Genomic DNA, 18,867 nt, shown 5'->3' with positions numbered 1-18,867 from the left:
TGGGTGGGGGTCCGTCAGCGGCCGGCGCGCAGGCCGACGACCGCGCCCTTGAACTCCAGGCTGCGGGAGGCCGCTTCCAGGATGTCCAGCACCCGCAGTCCGGCCCGGCCGTCGGTCAGCGGTGCCCGGCCGCCGTGGACCGCGTCGGCGAACTCGTCGACCATGGAGCGCAGCGCCTCCTTCTCGGCGAGGGCGGGCGCGACCATGTCCCCGGAGCGGTAGGAGACGAGCATGTCGCGGCGTTCGTCGACGCCGATCTCCTGCGGCGAGGCGAGGTCGACGCCCCGGTCGTAGACCGCCACCCGTTGCAGGGGGTTGAGGTCGTCCCAGAGCAGGGTGCGTTTGGCGCCGCCCACCATGGTGGTGCGGACCTTGGTCGGGGAGAGCCAGTTGACGTGCACGTGGGCGATGGCGCCGGTGTTGAGCTGGAGCGTCAGATAGGCGACGCAGGCCTGTCCGGCGCCGATCGGGTCGGCGCCGTGCGCGGCGACCGCGACCGGCTCGACGTGGTCGGGGAGGATGAAGTCGAGGATCGACAGGTCGTGCGGGGCGAGGTCCCACAGCACGTCGATGTCCTTCTGCACGAGCCCCAGGTTGATGCGGACCGAGTCGACGAAGTGGATCTCGCCGAGTTCGCCGGAGCGGACCGCCTCCCGGATGCGGCCCACGGCGGGGGTGTAGCAGTAGGTGTGGTCGCACATCAGGGTCAGGCCGCGCTCCTCGGCCTCGGCCACCAGCCGGGTCCCGTCGGCGTAGGTCGCGGCGAGGGGTTTCTCCACCAGGACGTGTTTGCCGGCCCGCAGGGCGGCCAGGGCGATGTCGAGGTGGGTGCCGGCCGGGGTGGCCACGGCGACCGCGGCCACCTCGGGGTCGGCGAGGACGGCCGCGTAGTCGGCGGTGGCCCGGACGGTCGAGTAGCCGCCGAGGACCCGCCGGGCGCGCTCCACGTCGAGGTCGCACAGGTGACGCAGCCGGAACCGGTCACTGGCCTGGAAGTTGCGCACGAGGTTGGGGCCCCAGTAGCCGGCGCCGACCACGGCGACCCCCAGCGGCTCGGGTGTCACGGTTCCGGTTCTCCTCTTGGCTCGGTCCATCAGTAGGCCCCCGTTCCTCGCACCACCGCGGACCCGGTCCGCAGCAGGATCGTCAGGTCGAGGCTCATCGACCAGTTGTCCACGTATCCGAGATCGAGCCGGACGGCGTCGTCCCAGGGCAGGTCGGAGCGGCCGCTGACCTGCCACAGGCCGGTGAGGCCCGGTTTGACGAGCAGCCGGCGCTTGATGTCCGGCGTGTACTCCTCGACCTCCGCGGGCAGCGAGGGGCGGGGGCCGACCAGCGACATGTGGCCGCGCACCACGTTGAGCAGCTGCGGGAGTTCGTCGAGGGAGCTGCGGCGCAGGAACGATCCGACGCGGGTGATGCGCGGGTCCTCGCGCACCTTGAACAGCAGTCCGTCGCTGTTCTGGTTGAGATGGACCAGCTCCGCGCGCAGCGCCTCCGAGTCCGGGCGCATGGTGCGGAACTTGAACATGGTGAAGTGGTCGCCGTAGCGGCCCACCCGCTGCTGGCGGAAGAGCGCGGGCCCCGGGCTGTCCAGCCGCACGACGAAGGCGATGACGAGCAGCGGAACGGCGAGCAGCAGCAGGAGTGCGGCGGCGAGCGAGCGGTCCACGAGTTCCTTGGGCAGCCGGGCGGCCCGCGAGAGACTGGGCGCCTCGATCCGTATCAGGGGCACCCCGCCCGCGGGCCGGATCGCCAGCCGGGCCGCCGAGATGTCGCCGAGCATGGGGACCAGCAGGAAGTCGACACCGCGCGCGGCGGCCGTCCAGGACATCCGGCGCAGCACCGAGGCGTCCAGGCCGGGGGCCGGGAGCACCACCACGGTGCCGATGCTCAGGGCGCCGACCACGTCGTTCAGGTCGTCGACACCGCCCAGCACGGGCAGTCCGGTGCCGCGGATCTGCGCGGCGTTCTCCGGATCGCTCAGGCACACCCCGGCGACCTGCAACTCCTGGGCGCCGCCCCGCCGCAGCACGCCGACCAGTTCCAGCACGTCGCGCGCGGGTCCGACCAGGAGTGCCGGGCTGCGGCCCCGGCCCCGCGCCCAGCGCCGGTGCAGCCGGCGGCGCAGCGCGTACCGGACCGGCAGACCGATCCCGACCACCGGCACGGCAGCCATGATCATGTCATGAAGGAGGTCGGCGTCCTGGGTGAACAGCCAGTAGACGGCGGCCGACAGGGCCGGCAGCGCGACGGCGCCGCGCAGCACCCGGCGGTACTCCTCGGTGCCCAGACCCAGCGCGCCGCGGTCGTAGGAACGATGGGCGCACATGATCGCGATCCAGGTCGGCGGCAGTACCAGGGCCACCGCCCACCGGCCGTACGCCCCGTGGATCAATAACGCCGCGACGACGGCCACCAGGCCGTCCGCGACCAGCAGGACCGTGCGGTACTTGCAATCCCAGGGTCTTCGGCGGGCCTCCGGACGCCCGCGTTCCACATCGATCGGCTCATGCGTGACCTCAATGGTCATGGCCCCCCACCACCACACGCGCAGCTGTCCCCGACCGCGCACACGCGGAACTACGGTCACTGCCCGCAGCCAGGGCTGGATCGGCCCCGACGCGTCTCCTCCACGCGGCGGCACCGGAACATCACAAAGCCTCAGCGGTTCCCCAACCGCCTTGTAGCGCTTGCATGTTGGTTATGTGTCTGCATCCGGGCCGGTCTTCAGGTGTGGCTTCGGCTAGGCAGCCGGCGACACGTTCCCCTCCCTCATCACCGACCCGGCGGACGTCAATCTAGACCATGGAACGCAGCCACGGGAACAGTTGGACGAAACATGCCTCGCAAGGGTGACACCGGCGGCATACTGCCCAAGTGACGAGCATCGTGATCCCGGCGCACAACGAGGCGCGTGTGATCGGCCGGCTCCTCGATTCCCTGCTGGCCGGCGCCCCCGAGAGCTCCGCCGCCGGCCGCGCGGAGGACGAGACCGACATCGTGGTCGTGTGCAACGGCTGTACGGACGACACCGCGCGGATCGCGGCCCAACGCGGGCCGCGGGTCCGGGTCGTGGAGATCCCGGTCCCCTCCAAACACGCCGCGCTGCGGGCCGGCGACGACCACGCCCTCGGCTTCCCGCGGCTCTACGTGGACGCCGACGTCGTGCTCAGCGCCGCCGCGGTACGGGCGCTGGCCGCGCCCCTGGCCGACGACGCCTCCGGCGTCCTGGCCACCGCCCCCGAGCGGCGGATCCCGCTGGCCGGGTGCGGGCGGCGGGTGCGGGCGTACTACCGGGTGTGGCAGCGGCTGCCGGCCGTCCGCGCGGGCCTGTTCGGCCGGGGTGTCATCGCGGTCTCCAAGGCCGGGCACGTCCGGATCGCCGCGCTGCCGCCGCTGATGGCGGACGACCTGGCCGCGTCCCTGGCGTTCACCGAGCGGGAGCGGCTGGTGGTCGGCGCGGCCGAGGTCGTGGTCCATCCGCCGCGCACCTGGCGGGACTTGATGAACCGGCGGGTGCGGGCCGCGGTCTCCACCGCCCAGGTCGAACAGCGGCCGGGATCGGAGGACGACGCCGCCTCCGCCCGCACCGGCGTCGCCGATCTGACGGCCATGATCCGCCGGGAGCCGCGGCTCCTGCCGAGCGTCGCCGTCTTCCTCGCGGCGGCGGTCCTGGCCCGCCGCCGGGCCCGGCGGGCCATCGGCGCCCAGGACTTCGGCACCTGGCTGCGGGACGACAGCAGCCGGCAGAACTGAGCCCACCGCACCGGGAGTTGCTCGACACATGTACCTCACCGACCGCTCCGCCCCGCCGGCGGACACCGGGCCGGCCCGAAGACGCGGCCCGCGGCCCCGGGTCGCGCCGGTCGTCCTCGTCCTCGGCACGGTCAGCCTGATCACCGACATCTCCTCGGAGATGGTCACCGCCGTGCTGCCGCTCTACCTCGTCACCACCCTCGGCTTCAGCCCGCTGGCGTTCGGCACCCTCGACGGCGTCTACAACGGCGTCAGCGCGCTGGTCCAGCTCACCGGCGGCCACCTCGCCGACCGCGTGCGCGACCACAAGCTGCTCGCGGGGCTCGGGTACGGGCTCTCCGCGCTGTGCAAGCCACTGCTCCTGCTGGCCGGCGGCATCGGCAGCCTCGGCACGGTGCTGGCGCTGGAGCGCACCGGCAAGGGCCTGCGCACCGCGCCGCGCGACGCGATGATCTCCCTGTCCACGCCGGTCGCGCACCAGGGCCGGGCGTTCGGGGTGCACCGGGCGATGGACACCACCGGCGCGATGCTCGGCCCACTGGCCGCGTTCCTCATCCTGAGCGCGGCGGCCGACGGCTACGACGCCGTGTTCGGCGTGAGCGCGTGCGTCGCCGTACTCGGGGTGCTGGTGCTGGTGCTGTTCGTGCCGGGACGGCGGGGGGTGCCGGCCGGGGGCGGGGTGAGCGAGACGGCTGCCCCGGGCCTGGGCGGAAACACCGATACCGGCCCGGCCGGCACGCCCCCTGGCACCCCTGACCCCCCTGGCCCACATGAGGCACACGAGACAGGGGAAGGCGCCCGGCCCCCCGTCCGCGTCCGCGAGGCCCTCGCCCTGCTCCGGCTGCCCCGGCTGCGCGCCCTGGCCGGCTGTGCCGCGCTGCTCGGTCTGACCACCGTCAGCGACGCGTTCGTCTACCTCCTGCTGCAACGCCGGGCGGGCGTCGGCGAGGAGTGGTTCACCCTGCTGCCGCTGGGCACCGCCGTGGTGTTCCTGCTGCTGGCCGTGCCCCTGGGCGCGCTGGCCGACCGGATCGGCCGGCACGTCGTGTTCCTGGCCGGCCACCTGGGCCTGCTCATCGCCTACGCCCTGCTCCTGTGGGCCCCGGACACCGGGCTGCTCGTCCCGCTCGTCCTCGCCCTGCACGGCACCTTCTACGCGGCCACCGACGGGGTGCTGCCGGCCGCGCTGGCCGGTGTGGTGCCCGAGCGGCTGCGGGCCAGCGGTCTGGCCATCGTCGGCACCAGCCAGGCACTGGCCAGATTCTGCTGCTCGCTCGGCCTCGGGGCCGCCTGGACGCTGTGGGGCGACGGCCCGGCGCTGGCCGGCTCGGCGCTCGGCCTGCTGTGCTGCGCGGCGGTGGCCGGCCTGGTCCTGCGGCCCGACCGCCGCACCAGACAGCCGCTGAGCACCGCCGACGACCACCCGTCAACACCCAAGACGTGACAAGGACCCAGATGACCTCGCTACGCCGCCGCCTGATCGTCCTCGTCGCGGCGGTCCTGGTGCTCGCGGGCACCGCGACCGGCATGGTGCTGCGCGCCGCCGACCGCGCGGACCGCGCCGACCGGCCCCGGTCCGGGGACCCCGCCGTCAGCGCGGGCCAGGTCACGCTCCGGCAGCGGGACCGGCTGATGTTCGTCAACGGCACGGCCGGCCCGCACCGCACGGCGGTCGCCTCGGTGCCGGCCGCCGACCCCGGGGGCGACCGGACCGCCGCCGGTCTCAAGTGCGTGCGCTTCTACGCGGCGGCCGGCACCGGCGTCTGCCTCCAGTCCAACCCCGGGGTGCTCAAGCAGAGCAACCGCGCCCTGCTGCTCGACGCGCGGCTGCGGACGAAGCGGACCTTCGCGCTGGCGGGGACGCCCAGCCGGGCCCGGGTCTCGCCCAGCGGCCGGTTCGCCGCCTGGACCGTCTTCGTCTCCGGCGAGTCCTACGCCTCCACCTTCTTCTCCACCCGAACCTCCATCCTGGACACCCGCACCGGGCGGCTGATCCCGAGCCTGGAGACGTTCGACATCACCCTGGACGGCGAGTCCTACCGCGCCGCCGACGTCAACTTCTGGGGTGTCACCTTCGCCGCCGACGACGACACGTTCTACGCCACCCTCAACACCGCCGACAAGACCTACCTGGTCCGCGGTTCGGTCTCCGGCGAGTCGGTCACCACGCTGACCGAGAACGTCGAGTGCCCCTCGCTGTCCCCCGACGGGACCCGGATCGCCTTCAAGAAGCGGGTGCTCTCCCGCACCGACCTGTGGCGCGAGTACGTCCTCGACCTGCGCACCCTGCGCGAGACCCCGCTCGCCGAGCGGCACAGCGTCGACGACCAGGCCACCTGGCTGGACGACGACACCCTCGCCTACGCCCTGCCGGCCGACGGCGAGGTCGGCGGCAGCGACCTGTGGAGCGTGCCGGCCGACGGCACGGGCAGCCCGCGGCGGCTGGTCGCCGGGGCGTCCTCCCCCGCGCCGCTGTAGCGGACCGGCCCCGCCGGGGTCTTGACCTCACGCAGAACCCCTCCTAAAGTCCTCGCACCCTCGTGGGTACATCGATTAACCACTCGTTAACCGCCCCGGTTGACCGACTTGGTTGGAGACCCCCCGCTGTGCGCTCACCGCTGACCCGGCGCGGCTTCCTGGCCGCCGGTGGTGGCCTCGCCGCCGCGACCGCCCTGCCCGCTCTGTCCGGCTGCGCCGCGCTGGCCGCGGCGGACTCCGACCCCGACACCCTCGTCGTGCACAGCCAGCTGGGCACCACCGCGCCGGGGTCGCCCACCTACCTGGACTGCCTGGACCGGTTCCGGTCCGAGAACCCGGGCCTGAAGGTCAGGAACCTGGTCAACGGCGACGACCTGGCCCAGGTCTACGAGACCTCCCGGCTGGCCCGCAAGGAACCGGACGTCGTCATGGTCAACCTGTACGACAAGACGCTGGCCTGGACGGACGTCGGCGCCACCGTCGACGTCAAGGGCTACCTGGACGACTGGGGGCTGCGCGAGCGGGTGCTGCCGGTGGCCCTGGACGCCTGGACCGACGGCGCGGGCAGGCTGCGGGCCTTCCCCTACTTCGCCACCAACTGGCCGGTCGCCTACAACCGGGCGCTGCTCGACAGGGCGGGCGTGGACGGGATACCGGTCACCGGCGACCAGCTGATCGCCGCCGCCCGCAGACTGCGCGCCAAGGGCATCGGCCCGGTCACGACCGGCGGCAACGACTGGACCGGGCAGAAGCTGCTGGCCCAGGTCGTCCAGACCTTCCTCACCGAGGACGAGGCCCGGCACGTCTACTCCACCGGCGACTTCAGCGGCAGCCGGGGCGCGAAGGAGGGCATCGAGTACTTCGTCGCGCTGCGCGACGCCGGGGTGTTCGTCGACAAGGCGCAGGGCCTGACCTCCGACTCGATGACCACCCAGTTCAACACCGAGGAGGCGGCGATCCAGTCGGCGATGTCGTCGGCGCTCGCCAAGGTGCCCGAGAACGTCGCCCGGCACACGGAGGTGGGCGGCTGGCCGCTCGCCGGGGGCGCCGCGCACCAGCGGCCGACGATCCTGCGGACGTACACCCTGATCGGTTTCTGGATCAGCCCGAACGGCACCAAGAAGATCGACGCCGTCGAGAAGTTCCTGCGGTTCATGTACCGCCCCGACACGGTGTCCCGGTTCATCCGGGAGAGCGGCCGCGACATGGCGCTGCGCTCCGCCACGGTCAGTACGGACTTCCCGCTGGTCGCGGCGGCAGCCCAGCGGCTGGGGGACGACGTCAGCCAGGTGCTGCTGCCCGACGTGTACGTGCCGCCCGTGGCCACCCAGCCGCTCATCACCGCCACCAGCACGTCCTTCACCCGGGGGACGAGTGCCGCGAAGGTGCGCGCCGCCCTCGAAGCCGCGTACCGCTCCGCGTGAACCCCCAGCCACCTCCCCCGCCACAGCCCCTCGGAGTCCGAGCATGACGACGTTGACGCCCGCCCCGGGCGACACCACGGTCCCCCGCCCCGGACCGCCCACCGCCCGCGCCGGCCGCCGCCCGCCCCGGCAGGGCGGCACCGTCCTCGCCGTGCCCGCCCTGGTCTGGTACCTGGTGTTCATGGTCGGCCCGCTGGCCGCGATCTTCGTGGTCGCCGCCCTGCGCTGGCCGGGCATGCTCCAGCCGGTGTCGTTCGCCGGCCTCGGCAACGTCCGCACCGTCCTGGCCGACCCGGTGTTCTGGGACGCGGTGCGCAACACCGCCGTGCAGCTCGCCGTCGCCCTGCCGGTGATGATCGGGTGCGCCTACATGCTGGGGTACTACGTCGCGCAGAAACCGCCGGGCCACCGCGTCATCCGCTACCTGCTGTTCATCCCCGGGCTCATCTCCACCCCGGCGAAGGCGATGGTGTTCTACGCCGCGCTGTCCCCGGACGGGCTGGCCAACGGCGCCCTGGAGTCGGTCGGCGCCGGCTCGCTGACCGACGCCTGGCTGGCCTCGCCGTCCACCGCGCTGGCCTGTCTGATCGCCCTCGACATCTGGGCCGGGATCGGCTTCACCGCCGTGCTGTTCGCGGCCCGGCTCGGCAGCGTGCCGGACGAACTCGGCGAGGCCGCCCAGCTCGACGGCGCCGGGCACTGGCGCACCATGTGGCGGATCCACTTCCCCGTCATCCGCGACTACGTCGGCGTGGTCACGATGCTCCAGTTCCTGTGGACGCTGTTCGGGTCCGCCCAGCACGTCCTGCTGCTCACCCAGGGCGGCCCCGGCAGTTCGTCCACCACCCTGTCGTTCCTCGTGTACCAGAAGGCGTTCATCGCGGCCGACCTGGGCTACAGCCAGACCGTCGGCGTCCTCCTCTTCCTCGCCGGACTCGCCGGACTGCTCACCATCCGCCGCGTGTTCCGCCAGACCTACTGATCGGAGCCGCTCAGCATGAAGCTCTCCAAGCGCTGGCTGCCCGCGCACATCCTGGTGTGGTGCTACGCGGTCCTGCTGATCGTGCCGCTGTACTACTTCCTCGCCTCCGCGTTCAAGACGAACGACGAGATCTTCGCGCATCCCTTCGCGCTGCCCGCCTCGTTCGGGTTCGGCAACTTCCGTACCGCGTTCGAGAGCGCGGACCTCGGGCTCGCCGTCGTCAACTCGACGCTGGTGACGGTCCTCGCCCTGGTGCTCACGCTGGCCCTGGCGCTGCCCGCCGCGTTCGCCCTGGCCCGGTCCTCGGGCCGGCTCGCGTCGCTGGTGGAGAAGGTGTTCTCGCTCGGCTTCCTGATCCCGACGTTCGCCGCGCTCTTCCCCACCTTCCTGCTGGCCGCGGCGACCGGACTGTTCCACACCCGGACCTTCATGGTGCTGTTCCTGCCCGCGACCGCGATGCCGCTGTCGGTGGTGATCCTGGTGCAGTTCATGCGGACCGTCCCCAAGGAGATGGAGGAGGCCGCCCGGATGGACGGCGCGTCCACGTCCGCGGTCCTGCGGCACGTGTACATCCCGATGTGCGTGCCGGGCATCGCGACCGTCCTGCTGCTGAACTTCCTCACCTTCTGGAACGAATACCTGTACTCGCTGGTGATCATCGGTCCCGATCCGGCGCAGCGCACCGTCCAGGTCGCGCTGCCCACCCTGAAGTCGATCACGGGTACCGACTACGGGGTGCTCACGGCGGGCACGGTCCTCACCCTCGTACCGGTGTGGATCGTGTACACGGTGCTCCAGCGGCGTATGCAGCAGGCGCTCGTCAGCGGGGCGGTGAAGATGTGACCGCCCCCACCGAGAAGCCCGGCCGGCGTCCCACCATCAAGGCCGTCGCGGCGGCCGCCGGGGTGTCCACCGCGGCGGTGTCCCAGGCGTTCAACGACAAGGGCCGGCTGTCCGCGCGGACCCGGCGCCGCATCCTGGACACCGCGCTGGAGCTGGGCTGGTCGCCGAGCGCGCCCGCCGCCGCGCTGCGCAGCGCCCGCACCCGCACCCTCGCCCTGGTCGTCCGCCGGCCCACCGACGTGCTGGGTGCCGACCCGCACTTCAGCGAACTGATCACCGGCATAGAGGGCGAACTCGCCCCGCGCGGCTACGGCCTGCTGCTGCACCTGGTGGCCGGCGCGCAGGAGGAGAACGTCCTCTACGAGCGGCTCGCCGCCGAGGGCCGGGTGGACGGCGCGGTCCTCACCGACGCGCGCGCCGACGACCCGCGCCCCGCCCTGCTGGCCCGCCTCGGGCTGCCCGCCGTGCTGCTCGGCGCCCCCGACCGCGCGGCGGCCGTGCCCAGCGTCGGCCTCGGCCGGCAGGGGGCCGGTGTGGAGGAGGTCGTCGCCCACCTGCTGGACCTCGGCCACCGGCGGGTCGCCTACGTGGCCGGTCCCGCGGAGTTGCAGCACACCCGGCTGCGGCTCGGCGCCTTCGGCGCGGCGCTGCGGGCGGCGGGCGCCCGGCCGGCCGCCGTGCTGCACACCGACTTCTCGGAGGTCTCCGCGGTCGCCGCGACCGACGCGCTGCTGGCCATGGCGGACCGCCCAACGGCCATCGTCTACGCCAACGACTCGATGGCCGTGTGCGGGACGGGTGCCGCCCAGCGCGCCGGCCTGCGCGTCCCCGCCGACCTCTCCGTGGTCGGCTACGACAACCTGCCGCTGGGCCGCTGGCTGCACCCCCGGCTGACCACCGTCGACCAGCAGGTGCAGCGGGTCGGCGCGCTCGCCGCGCGGGTGCTGCTCGCCCGCTGCGGCGAGGACGTCGCGGCCGGCCCCCTGGACGACCGGCCCCGCCTGGTCGTCCGCGAGTCCACCGGCCCCGCGCCGCACTGACCGGACCACTGCGCACGCCCCCCGCCCGACCCCGCCCGACCCCGCACGATGCCGACCGATCCGAGAAGGACCATGCGACGCCACAGCGCCCACCTGACCCACCACCCCGCCGTACTGCCCTGGCTCGGCGCCAACTTCTGGTCCCGCACCGGCGGTCCCCTGATGTGGCGCGACTACGACCCGAAGACGGTCCGCGAGGAACTCGGGGTGCTGCGCGAGCACGGTCTGACCATGACCCGGTCCTTCTTCTACTGGCCCGACTTCCACCCCGAGCCGCACCGGATCGACGAGACCCTGTGCGACCGGTTCGCGGACTTCCTGGACGCCCACACCGAGGCGGGCATGGGCACCGTGCCCACCTTCATCGTCGGCCACATGTCCGGCGAGAACTGGGACCCGGTGTGGCGCGGTGGGCGGGACCTGTACGAGGACGTGTGGATGGTCGGCCGGCAGGCGTGGTTCGCCGGGCGGATGACCCGCCGGTTCAAGGACCACCCGGCGGTCACCGGCTGGCTGATCACCAACGAGATGCCCGGCTACGGCCGGATCTACCAGGAGAACCCGCCCTCCTCCGACGTCGTCACCGCCTGGGCGCAGGCGATGTGCAACGCCGTCCGGGCGGCCGGGGCGACCCAGCCCGTCTCGCTCGGCGACGGCGCCTGGGGCATCGAGGTGACCGGCCGCGACAACGGGTTCTCGCTGCGCGACACCGCCGAGTACACCGACTTCGTCGGCCCGCACGTCTACCGTTCGGACACCGACCGGCCGCGCCAGCACCTGCGGGCCGCCTTCGAGTGCGAACTGGCGGCGGTGACCGGCCAGCCGGTCGTCCTGGAGGAGTTCGGCCTGTCCACGGACACGGTCTCGGCCGCGAACGCCGCCGTCCACTACCGGCAGACCCTGCACAACTCCCTGCTCGGCGGCGCGACCGGCTGGATCGCCTGGAACAACACCGACTACGACGACCTGTGGGACCGGTCCCCCTACGACCACCACCCCTTCGAGATGCACTTCGGCATCACCGACAGCACCGGCGCCCCGAAGCCGCCGCTGCGCGAACTCGCGGCGTTCGCCGAGGTGCTGAAGGCGGTCGACTTCGCCCGCTGCCGGCGCGCCGACACCGACGCCGCCCTGGTCGTCCCGGCGTTCCTGGAGCGCGGCTACCCCTACAGCAGGCCCGCCGACCGCCCGCTGATCTTCACCTCGCTGCACCAGGCGTACGTCGCCGCACGCGCCGCCGACCTGCCCGCCGGACTGCTCCGCGAGGCCGACGGCCTGCCCGGCGACGCCCGGCTCTACCTGCTGCCCGCCACCCGCCAGCTCACCACCCGCACCCGGCGCGAGCTGGCCCGCCGGGCGGCCGACGGGGCGACGGTCTACCTGTCGTTCTGCTCCGGTGAACACCCCGGCACCCGCGGGCCGTGGTTCGACGACCTGGACGGTCTGTTCGGGGTCGAGCTGCAACTGTCGTACGGGGTCGCCGAGCCGGTGACCGACGACGTGCTGGAGATGACCTTCACGGAGCGGTTCGGGCCGATCGCGGCGGGCGAGACCCTCACCTTCCCGGTGGCGGGCAACGAGGACAGCCGGGCCTTTCTGCCGGTGGTGCCGCGCGATGCCCGGGTGGTCGCCGTGGACGGGCACGGCCGGCCCGCGCTGCTGGTCCGGGAGACCGGACGGGGCCGTACCGTCCTCGCCACCTACCCGCTGGAGCACATGGCCGCCCGCACCGCGCACGTCAACCCCGAGCAGACGCACCGCCTGTACGCGGCGCTCGGGGACCTCGCGGGCGCGGCCCGTCCGGTCACCGTCGACAGCCCGTACGTGGGCGCCGACCTGCTGGCGCACGAGGACGGGCGGCGTTTCGTGTGGCTGGTGAGCCAGTGCGCCGAGGAGCTGACGGTGCGCCCCCGGGCCACCGGCACCCTGCGCGAGGTGACCACCGGCGAGCCGGCGACCGACGTGCGGCTGGCCCCGTACGGGGTCGCGGTCCTGGAGCTGACATGACCCGGGTCCGCTACCGCGACCCGCGGGCACCGGTCGCGGCCCGGGTGCGGGACCTGCTCGGCCGGATGACCCTGCGGGAGAAGGTCGGCCAGGTCAACCAGCGCCTGTACGGCTGGGACGCCTACGAGCGGACCCCGGACGGGCACCGGCTCACCGACGCCTTCCGGGCCGAGGTCGCCGCCCACGACGGCATGGGCGCCCTCTACGGGCTCCAGCGCGCCGACCCGTGGTCCGGGGTCGGTTTCGCCGACGGCATCACGGCCGCCGACGGCGCCCGGGTCACCGACGCCGTGCAACGCCACGTCGTGGAGCACACCCGGCTGGGCATTCCGGTGCTGTTCGTGGAAGAGGTGCCGCACGGCCACCAGGCGCTCGACGGCACCGTGCTGCCGGTGAACCTCGCCGTGGGCGCCACCTGGGACCCCGGCCTCTACGAGACGGCGGCCGAGGCGGTGGGCGCCGAACTGCGGGCCCGCGGCGGCCATGTGGCGCTGGTCTCCGCCCTGGACCTGGTGCGCGACCCGCGCTGGGGCCGGGCCGAGGAGTGTTTCGGGGAGGACCCGCACCTCGCGGCGCGGTTCACCCGGGCGCTGGTGCGCGGCATGCGCCGGGCGGGGGCCGGTGTCGTCCTCAAGCACTTCGCCGGGCAGGGCGGCACGGTCGGCGGCCGCAACAGCGCGGCCACCGAACTCGGGCCGAGGGAGCTCCACGAGATCCACCTCGCGGCGGCCCGCGCGGGCGTCCGGGAGGGCGCGGCGGGGGTGATGGCGGCCTACAACGAGCTGGACGGCCTGCCCTGCGTCGCCAACCGGCCCCTGCTGACCGGGCTGCTGCGCGAGCAGTGGGGCTACGACGGGATCGTCATGGCGGACGGCACCGCGATCGACCGGCTGGTCCGCCTCACCGGCGACCCGGTGGCGGCCGGTGCGGCGGCGCTCGCGGCGGGCTGCGACCTGAGCCTGTGGGACGCCTGCTTCCCCCGGCTGGCCGAGGCCGTCGCCCGGGGCCTGGTCCCCGAGGCCGCACTCGACACCGCGGTCGCCAGGGTCCTCACCCTCAAGTTCCGGCTCGGCCTCTTCGAGCAGCCGTACACCTGCGGCCGGCCCGTGCATGAAACCGCCTACCCCGTCCGGGAGTTGAGCGAGCGGATCGCCGGGGCCTGCGTCGTCCTGCTCGACCACGACGGACGGACGCTGCCGCTCGGGCCGTCGGTCCGGCGGATCGCCGTACTGGGTCCGAACGCCGATTGCGTGCCGCACCAGATCGGCGACTACACCGCGCCCCAGCGGCCGGGCACCGGCAGCACCGTCCTCCAGGGCGTCCGCGCGGCGGCGCCAGCAGGCGTCGAGGTCACCCACGCCGCCGGGTGCGCGCTGACCGGCGCCGACGAGTCCGCGATCCCCGCCGCCCTCGCCCTGGCCGCCGCGGCGGACGTGGCCGTGCTGGTGCTGGGCGGCTCCAGCGCCCGGGACGCCGCCACCGCGTTCGACAGCAACGGCGCGGCCCTGGCCGGCGCCGCCGGACCGGCCGGCATGACCTGCGGCGAGGGCGTCGACCTGGCCGACCTCGCGCTGCCCGGCGCCCAGTCGCGGCTGCTCGACGCGGTGGCCGCGACCGGCACCCCGGTCGTCGTGGTCCTGGTCCAGGGCCGCCCGCACGCCCTGCCGGACCTCTCCGGAACCGCCGCCGCCGTACTCAGCGCCTGGTACCCGGGGCCGTGGGGCGGCCGGGCGGTCGCCGACGTCCTCTTCGGCCGGGCCGAGCCGCGGGGGCGGCTGCCCGTGTCGGTACCGCGCTCGGCGGCACAGCTGCCCGTCCACTACAACGGCAAGGACCACGGCTACCGGGGTTACGTCGACCAGCCGGCCACCGCCCGGTACCCGTTCGGGCACGGGCTGTCGTACACGACGGTGTCCTACGGCCCGCCGGTGCTGTCCCGTGCGTCGGTGCCGGCCGAGGAACCCGCGCTGACCTGCACGGTCACCGTCACCAACACCGGGCACCGGCCGGTGTGCGAGACCGTCCAGTTGTACGTGCGGCGGCTGTCGGGCGGCTCGTCGTGGCCCCGGGTCAGGGAACTGCGCGGGTTCACCCGGGTGCGGCTCGGGCCGGGCGGGAGCGCGCGGGCCGTGTTCGACATCGACGCGGACACGCTGGCGTCGGTGTCGCGCGACCTCTCCCTGGCCGTGGAGCCGGGTGAACTCCTGCTGGAGACCGGCCCGTCGTCCGACCGGACGCGCGGGGCACGTCTCACGGTCGGGCCCTGAGAACGCTCGGTCCAGCGAAACTCTCCGCTGCCGCCGGACTGCCGGACATTGCCCCCGCCGCCCAGGTGGACGCGGTTCTGCCGCCGCTCGGAGCGGCGAAGCGGTGCCCCCGCTGCACGGGGGCGGACAGCAGGGGCACCGCGGTTCGGGGAGGGGCGGCTAGGAGGTGGCCAGCGCCTCCGTGGGGGGCAGCCGTGCGGCGCGCAGGGCCGGGTAGAAGCCGGCCAGGCCGCCGATGACCAGGGTGGCGCCGATGCCGCCGGCCATCGCCCAGACCGGCACGACCGTGCTCATCCCCTGGTAGCTGGCGTACGCGATGGTCACGCCGATGCCGAGCAGCACCCCGCCGATGCCGCCGAGGGCGGACAGCAGCAGTGCCTCGGCGAGGAACTGCGTACGGATCTGGCCGCGGGTCGCGCCGAGGGAGCGGCGCAGGCCGATCTCGGAGCGGCGTTCGAGCACGGAGATGACCATCGTGTTGGCCACGCCGACGCCGCCGACCAGCAGCGAGACACCGCCCAGTCCGAGCAGCAGGCCGCTGAGGGTGTCGTCGGTGGCCTCCTTGGCCGCCAGCACGTCGGAGGGCCGGGAGACGTCGACCTCGTTGGGGAACTCCGGGTTGGCGGTGGCGCCCAGCTTGGCCTGCACCTCGTTGACCGCGGACTCCTCGACGCGGGTGTACACGGAGGTCGGGTAGCCGTCGAAGCCGAGGTCCTGCTCCGCCACGGCCCAGCCGACCATCGCGTTGCTGTCGAGGTCGGGCAGCAGCTCGTTGGGCGCGAGCAGGCCCACCACCGTGAACCAGCGGCCGCCCAGCCACACCTTCACCTCGGGTCCCGCGTAGTGGATGCCGAGCTGTTCGGCGGCGTGCGAGCCGAGGACGACGGCCGGGTACTCGCTGGTGGCCGCGTTGAGCCAGCTGCCGTCGGTGAGTTCGGCGCCGATCGCCTCCGGCAGGTCGGTGCGGGCCGCGGTCACCCTGAGGCCGCCGGACTGCGCCACCGGCACCCGGTCGTTGCGGTAGACCTTGGCGGACGTCTTCCCGAGCGCGGACACCGTCTCGACCTCGGGGATGTCGCCGATCATCGCGAGCGACGTGGTGGGCAGGTGCGCCTCGCCGCCGTCGAAGGACTCGCCGGGCGAGACCGTCAGGAGGTTGGTGCCGAGCGCGGCCAGCCGCTCGTTCAGGTCGTTGGTGGACGACGTGGAGATGCCGACCACGCCGATCATCGCGGCGATGCCGATGGCGATGCCCAGCGCGGAGAGGAACACCCGCATCGGCCGCGCGCGCAGTCCCGAGCCGCCGACCCGGACCACGTCGGCGGGCCCCATCCGCGCCGCCTTGGGACGCGGCGGCGGGGGGAGGTCCCGCCAAGGGGCCTGGCCGGGCTCCCGGTCCGTGGTCGTCAGGCTCATCGCACGCCTCCTTCGGCGGACACGAGTTCCCCGGCCGGCGCCTGGCCGAGAGCCGAGTCGTGCTCGATCCGGCCGTCCTTCAGGCGGACCTCGCGGGGCAGTGAGGCCGCGATGTCCCGGTCGTGGGTGATGACCACGACCGTCGTCCCGGCCTCGTGCAGCTCGTGCAGCAGCTCCATCACCACGGCTCCGGAGCGGGAGTCCAGCGCGCCGGTGGGCTCGTCCGCCAGGAGCAGCGGCGGATCGCCGAGCACGGCCCGGGCGATGGCCACCCGCTGCTTCTCGCCGCCGGACAGCTGGTGCGGCTCGTGGTACAGGCGGCGGCCGAGGCCGACCCGGCGCAGCGCCCGTTCGGCCAGTTCGCGCCGCTCGGCGCGGCCGCGGCCGCTGTAGAGCAGCCCGTCGGCGACGCTGTCCAGCGCGGGCACCCCCTGGGCCAGGTGGAACTGCTGGAAGACGAAGCCGATGGTGGCGGCCCGCAGCGCGGACAGGTCACGGTCGCGCAGTTCGTCGATGTCGTGGCCGGCGATCCGCACCTTGCCCGCCGAGGGCCGGTCCAGGGTGCCCATGATGTTGAGCATCGTGGACTTGCCGGAGCCGGACGGTCCGACCACGGCGAGCAGTTCGCCGCGGTCGACGACCAGATCGGCCGACTGGAGGGCGGCCAGCTCCCCGTAGGACTTGGACACCCCGGCCAGGTCCACGACCGGATGGGAGGCAGCGGTCACTTCGCCACTCCTACGACGGTTCCCTCGGTGATGCCGGCTCCGGAGACCTCCACCATGCTGTCGGCGAAGATGCCGAGCTCGACCGGCACGTACTCGACGCCGTGCGGCGCGGAGGGCTTCACCACCTCCAGCGCGTAGCCGCCGCCGTCCCGTGCCACGAGGGCGTTGACGGGGACCGCGAGCACGTTCTCGCGGCTCTCCGACTCCAGGGTCACGTCGACGGAGGCGGCCTGGTAGTCGCCGAGCCCCTTCTGGTCCTTCACCGTCAGTTCCACCGGCAAGGTGGCCTCCTGGTCGCCCTCCGACCCGCCGGCGCCGCCGTCCTCCCCGGACTGGTCGTCCGACACGTTGGACGGCGCGCCGACATCGGTGACCTTCCCCTCGACGGTGCTGCCGTCGGGCAGCACGACCTCGGCCTTGGTGCCGACCTCGACCAGGTCCTCGTACTGCGCCTCGAGTTCCACGGTGACCACCCGCTCGGTCGCGGTCCAGCTCAGCAGCGGGCCGCTGGGCGCGGCGCCGGGCGCGGCCTGCACCTTGGCGACCTTCCGGGCGCCGTCGGCGACCACCGCGTCGCCCGGTTCCACTTCGCCGGTCTGCTCGCGGTTCAGGTCGTCCTGCCAGTCCTGGACGGCGGCGGCCGTGGCCGCGTTGTAGGTGGAGTCCGCGGTGAAGCCGTCGTAGCCGAGAGCCTTCAGATTCGCTTCGAGGATCTTGACGTCGCTGCCCGAGTCCCCGGCCCGCATGGTGCGGTAGAAGGGGATGTTCCCGTAGAGCAGCGGGGTCTTCAGCTGGTTGACGCTGTAGACGTTCTCACCGCGTTCGATGGTGTCGCCGGCCTCGGGGACCCAGGTGAGGATGCCGGCGCCGCCGCCCCCGCCGCCCTGGCCGGAACCGGCGCCGGTGACGGCCTGTACGGTGCTGGCCTCGCCGTACCCGATGTTGCCGGCCACCGTCTCGGCGTCGGTGAGCGTGGTCCGCTTCACCTTGGCGGTGGCCGCCGGGCCGGTGGGGGCCTGCGCCGCGCCGTCGCCGTCGTCGCCGCCCAGGACGCCGCTGGCGGCGAGCCCCGCGGCGGCGGCCACCACGATCGCGACGAGCACGATCAGGGAGGTCCGCACCGGGCGCCGCCTGCGGCCGTCCGCCCGGGGCTCCTCGGCGGGCACGGCGGGACCGTGGCCGCCGCCCGCGGTCCGCACCGCGGTCTCCGGCTCCGGCTCGGCGGCCAGCGTGCCCGGCGCGCGCACCTCTAGGGTGCCGGTCGGATCGCCGCCGGGCCGGACCGGGCCGCGCTCGTGGGTCTCGTCAGGGGCGGTCATTCGCCGACCTCGAAGATGAGCGAACCGCCCGGGGACTTGTCCTGGCAGGCCGCCGACGCCTTCTGCATCCGCGCGTCACTGGGGTCCATGCCGAGCGTATCGATGTTGATCTTGATCTGGCCGCCCTCGACCTCCGGGTCGGGGAACTTGGGCACGCCGTTCTCCCGCATGCACTTCGCCCAGGCCTGGACCTTCGCCGAGTCGACGTCGCCGCCCCGGGCGTCCTGCCCGACGCCCTGCGGCATCTTGTCCCGGCACGCCTCCTGGGCCGCCTGCGAGTCGGGGTCGTCCGCGTTGCCGGGGTTGATGAGCACCCTGCCGTCGCCGCCCTGCTCCGGGTCCTGGTAATCCTCGACCCCGTTCTCCCGCATGCACTCGGCGTAGTCCAGGGCCTGCTGATATCCCGAACCGGCGGCGGCCGACGACGACCCGTCGGCCTCTTCCTCCGCGGCGCTGGAGTCCGAGCAGCCCACGGCGGCGCCCATGACGAGAACGGCGGAGGCGGCAAGAAGAATGTGCGCTTTGACGCGCTTACGTGTGTTGGACATGGCCCAAGTCCTACGCGGACGGCGGTCACACGGCGGACACAGAATTGCCCGGCGCC

15 protein-coding genes are annotated in these 18,867 nt (G+C 73.7%); 9 read left to right on the top strand and 6 right to left on the bottom strand.

Going from position 1 to position 18,867, the window contains the following annotated elements; translation table 11 throughout:
* Positions 1–14 precede the first annotated feature (14 nt).
* Both AB0G32_RS08560 and AB0G32_RS08555 read right to left on the bottom strand, forming a co-directional pair.
* On the bottom strand, positions 15–1,064 hold the full coding sequence (locus AB0G32_RS08560; protein ID WP_361160077.1) for a Gfo/Idh/MocA family oxidoreductase: 1,050 nt from the start codon (positions 1,062–1,064) through the stop codon (positions 15–17).
* Between the two features lie 29 nt (positions 1,065–1,093).
* Positions 1,094–2,533: a sugar transferase gene (locus AB0G32_RS08555; RefSeq protein ID WP_361160074.1), complete on the bottom strand. Its 1,440-nt coding sequence runs from the start codon at positions 2,531–2,533 to the stop codon at positions 1,094–1,096.
* 347 nt (positions 2,534–2,880) lie between these two features.
* On the opposite strand from AB0G32_RS08555, the gene AB0G32_RS08550 reads away from it, so the two are divergent.
* The 9 genes from AB0G32_RS08550 to AB0G32_RS08510 all read left to right on the top strand — a co-directional run bounded on the left by AB0G32_RS08550 (position 2,881) and on the right by AB0G32_RS08510 (position 14,800).
* Positions 2,881–3,759, top strand: a complete 879-nt coding sequence (locus tag AB0G32_RS08550; protein WP_361160071.1) for a glycosyltransferase family 2 protein — start codon at positions 2,881–2,883, stop codon at positions 3,757–3,759.
* Between the two features lie 28 nt (positions 3,760–3,787).
* Positions 3,788–5,203, top strand: coding sequence for an MFS transporter (locus tag AB0G32_RS08545; RefSeq protein ID WP_361160068.1), 1,416 nt, complete (start codon positions 3,788–3,790; stop codon positions 5,201–5,203).
* 11 nt (positions 5,204–5,214) lie between these two features.
* Positions 5,215–6,237, top strand: a complete 1,023-nt coding sequence (locus AB0G32_RS08540; RefSeq protein WP_361160065.1) for a TolB-like translocation protein — start codon at positions 5,215–5,217, stop codon at positions 6,235–6,237.
* A gap of 128 nt (positions 6,238–6,365) precedes the next feature.
* Positions 6,366–7,661 carry an ABC transporter substrate-binding protein gene (locus AB0G32_RS08535; RefSeq protein WP_361160063.1) on the top strand — a complete coding sequence of 432 codons (1,296 nt, stop codon included), beginning with the start codon at positions 6,366–6,368 and terminating at the stop codon, positions 7,659–7,661.
* Between the two features lie 43 nt (positions 7,662–7,704).
* Entirely contained in the window at positions 7,705–8,643 is a 939-nt protein-coding gene (locus AB0G32_RS08530) for a sugar ABC transporter permease (protein WP_361160060.1), read from the top strand.
* A 15-nt stretch (positions 8,644–8,658) separates the two neighbouring features.
* The gene (locus AB0G32_RS08525; RefSeq protein WP_361160057.1) at positions 8,659–9,486 is read left to right on the top strand and encodes a carbohydrate ABC transporter permease; all 828 of its coding nucleotides are present in this window, start codon (positions 8,659–8,661) and stop codon (positions 9,484–9,486) included.
* Positions 9,483–10,526 (top strand): LacI family DNA-binding transcriptional regulator, encoded by a 1,044-nt coding sequence (locus AB0G32_RS08520; protein WP_361160055.1) that lies wholly within the window; start codon positions 9,483–9,485, stop codon positions 10,524–10,526. The genes AB0G32_RS08525 and AB0G32_RS08520 overlap by 4 nt, the downstream gene beginning before the upstream one ends.
* A 72-nt stretch (positions 10,527–10,598) precedes the next feature.
* Positions 10,599–12,533, top strand: coding sequence for a cellulase family glycosylhydrolase (locus AB0G32_RS08515; RefSeq protein ID WP_361160052.1), 1,935 nt, complete (start codon positions 10,599–10,601; stop codon positions 12,531–12,533).
* Positions 12,530–14,800: a glycoside hydrolase family 3 N-terminal domain-containing protein gene (locus AB0G32_RS08510; protein WP_361160050.1), complete on the top strand. Its 2,271-nt coding sequence runs from the start codon at positions 12,530–12,532 to the stop codon at positions 14,798–14,800. The genes AB0G32_RS08515 and AB0G32_RS08510 overlap by 4 nt, the downstream gene beginning before the upstream one ends.
* Before the next feature lie 159 nt (positions 14,801–14,959).
* Here AB0G32_RS08510 and AB0G32_RS08505 read toward each other — a convergent pair whose 3' ends face one another.
* The 4 genes from AB0G32_RS08505 to AB0G32_RS08490 form a co-directional block, all read right to left on the bottom strand.
* Positions 14,960–16,132, bottom strand: a complete 1,173-nt coding sequence (locus AB0G32_RS08505) for an ABC transporter permease (RefSeq protein WP_361160536.1) — start codon at positions 16,130–16,132, stop codon at positions 14,960–14,962.
* 80 nt (positions 16,133–16,212) lie between these two features.
* Positions 16,213–16,944, bottom strand: coding sequence for an ABC transporter ATP-binding protein (locus AB0G32_RS08500; protein WP_361160049.1), 732 nt, complete (start codon positions 16,942–16,944; stop codon positions 16,213–16,215).
* Complete coding sequence (locus AB0G32_RS08495; protein WP_361160046.1) at positions 16,941–18,263, bottom strand: peptidoglycan-binding domain-containing protein; 1,323 nt, start codon at positions 18,261–18,263, stop codon at positions 16,941–16,943. The genes AB0G32_RS08500 and AB0G32_RS08495 overlap by 4 nt, the downstream gene beginning before the upstream one ends.
* Entirely contained in the window at positions 18,260–18,811 is a 552-nt protein-coding gene (locus AB0G32_RS08490; RefSeq protein ID WP_361160043.1) for a hypothetical protein, read from the bottom strand. Before AB0G32_RS08490 ends, AB0G32_RS08495 begins: the two co-directional genes overlap by 4 nt.
* Between the last annotated feature and the right edge of the window lie 56 nt (positions 18,812–18,867).

This window comes from Streptomyces sp. NPDC023723, from assembly GCF_040639815.1.
Classification (GTDB): Bacteria; Actinomycetota; Actinomycetes; order Streptomycetales; family Streptomycetaceae; genus Streptomyces.
This window is presented reverse-complemented; position numbering and strand designations above follow the sequence as displayed.

What these genes read in the sequence shown, in the direction of transcription:
- AB0G32_RS08555 (WP_361160074.1), bottom strand. Translation starts at nt 2,533, where the DNA reads ATGACCATTGAGGTCACGCATGAGCCGATCGATGTGGAACGCGGGCGT.
- AB0G32_RS08545 (WP_361160068.1), top strand. Translation starts at nt 3,788, where the DNA reads ATGTACCTCACCGACCGCTCCGCCCCGCCGGCGGACACCGGGCCGGCC.
- AB0G32_RS08540 (WP_361160065.1), top strand. Translation starts at nt 5,215, where the DNA reads ATGACCTCGCTACGCCGCCGCCTGATCGTCCTCGTCGCGGCGGTCCTG.
- AB0G32_RS08530 (WP_361160060.1), top strand. Translation starts at nt 7,705, where the DNA reads ATGACGACGTTGACGCCCGCCCCGGGCGACACCACGGTCCCCCGCCCC.
- AB0G32_RS08525 (WP_361160057.1), top strand. Translation starts at nt 8,659, where the DNA reads ATGAAGCTCTCCAAGCGCTGGCTGCCCGCGCACATCCTGGTGTGGTGC.
- AB0G32_RS08515 (WP_361160052.1), top strand. Translation starts at nt 10,599, where the DNA reads ATGCGACGCCACAGCGCCCACCTGACCCACCACCCCGCCGTACTGCCC.
- AB0G32_RS08510 (WP_361160050.1), top strand. Translation starts at nt 12,530, where the DNA reads ATGACCCGGGTCCGCTACCGCGACCCGCGGGCACCGGTCGCGGCCCGG.
- AB0G32_RS08505 (WP_361160536.1), bottom strand. Translation starts at nt 16,132, where the DNA reads ATGGGGCCCGCCGACGTGGTCCGGGTCGGCGGCTCGGGACTGCGCGCG.
- AB0G32_RS08495 (WP_361160046.1), bottom strand. Translation starts at nt 18,263, where the DNA reads ATGACCGCCCCTGACGAGACCCACGAGCGCGGCCCGGTCCGGCCCGGC.
- AB0G32_RS08490 (WP_361160043.1), bottom strand. Translation starts at nt 18,811, where the DNA reads ATGTCCAACACACGTAAGCGCGTCAAAGCGCACATTCTTCTTGCCGCC.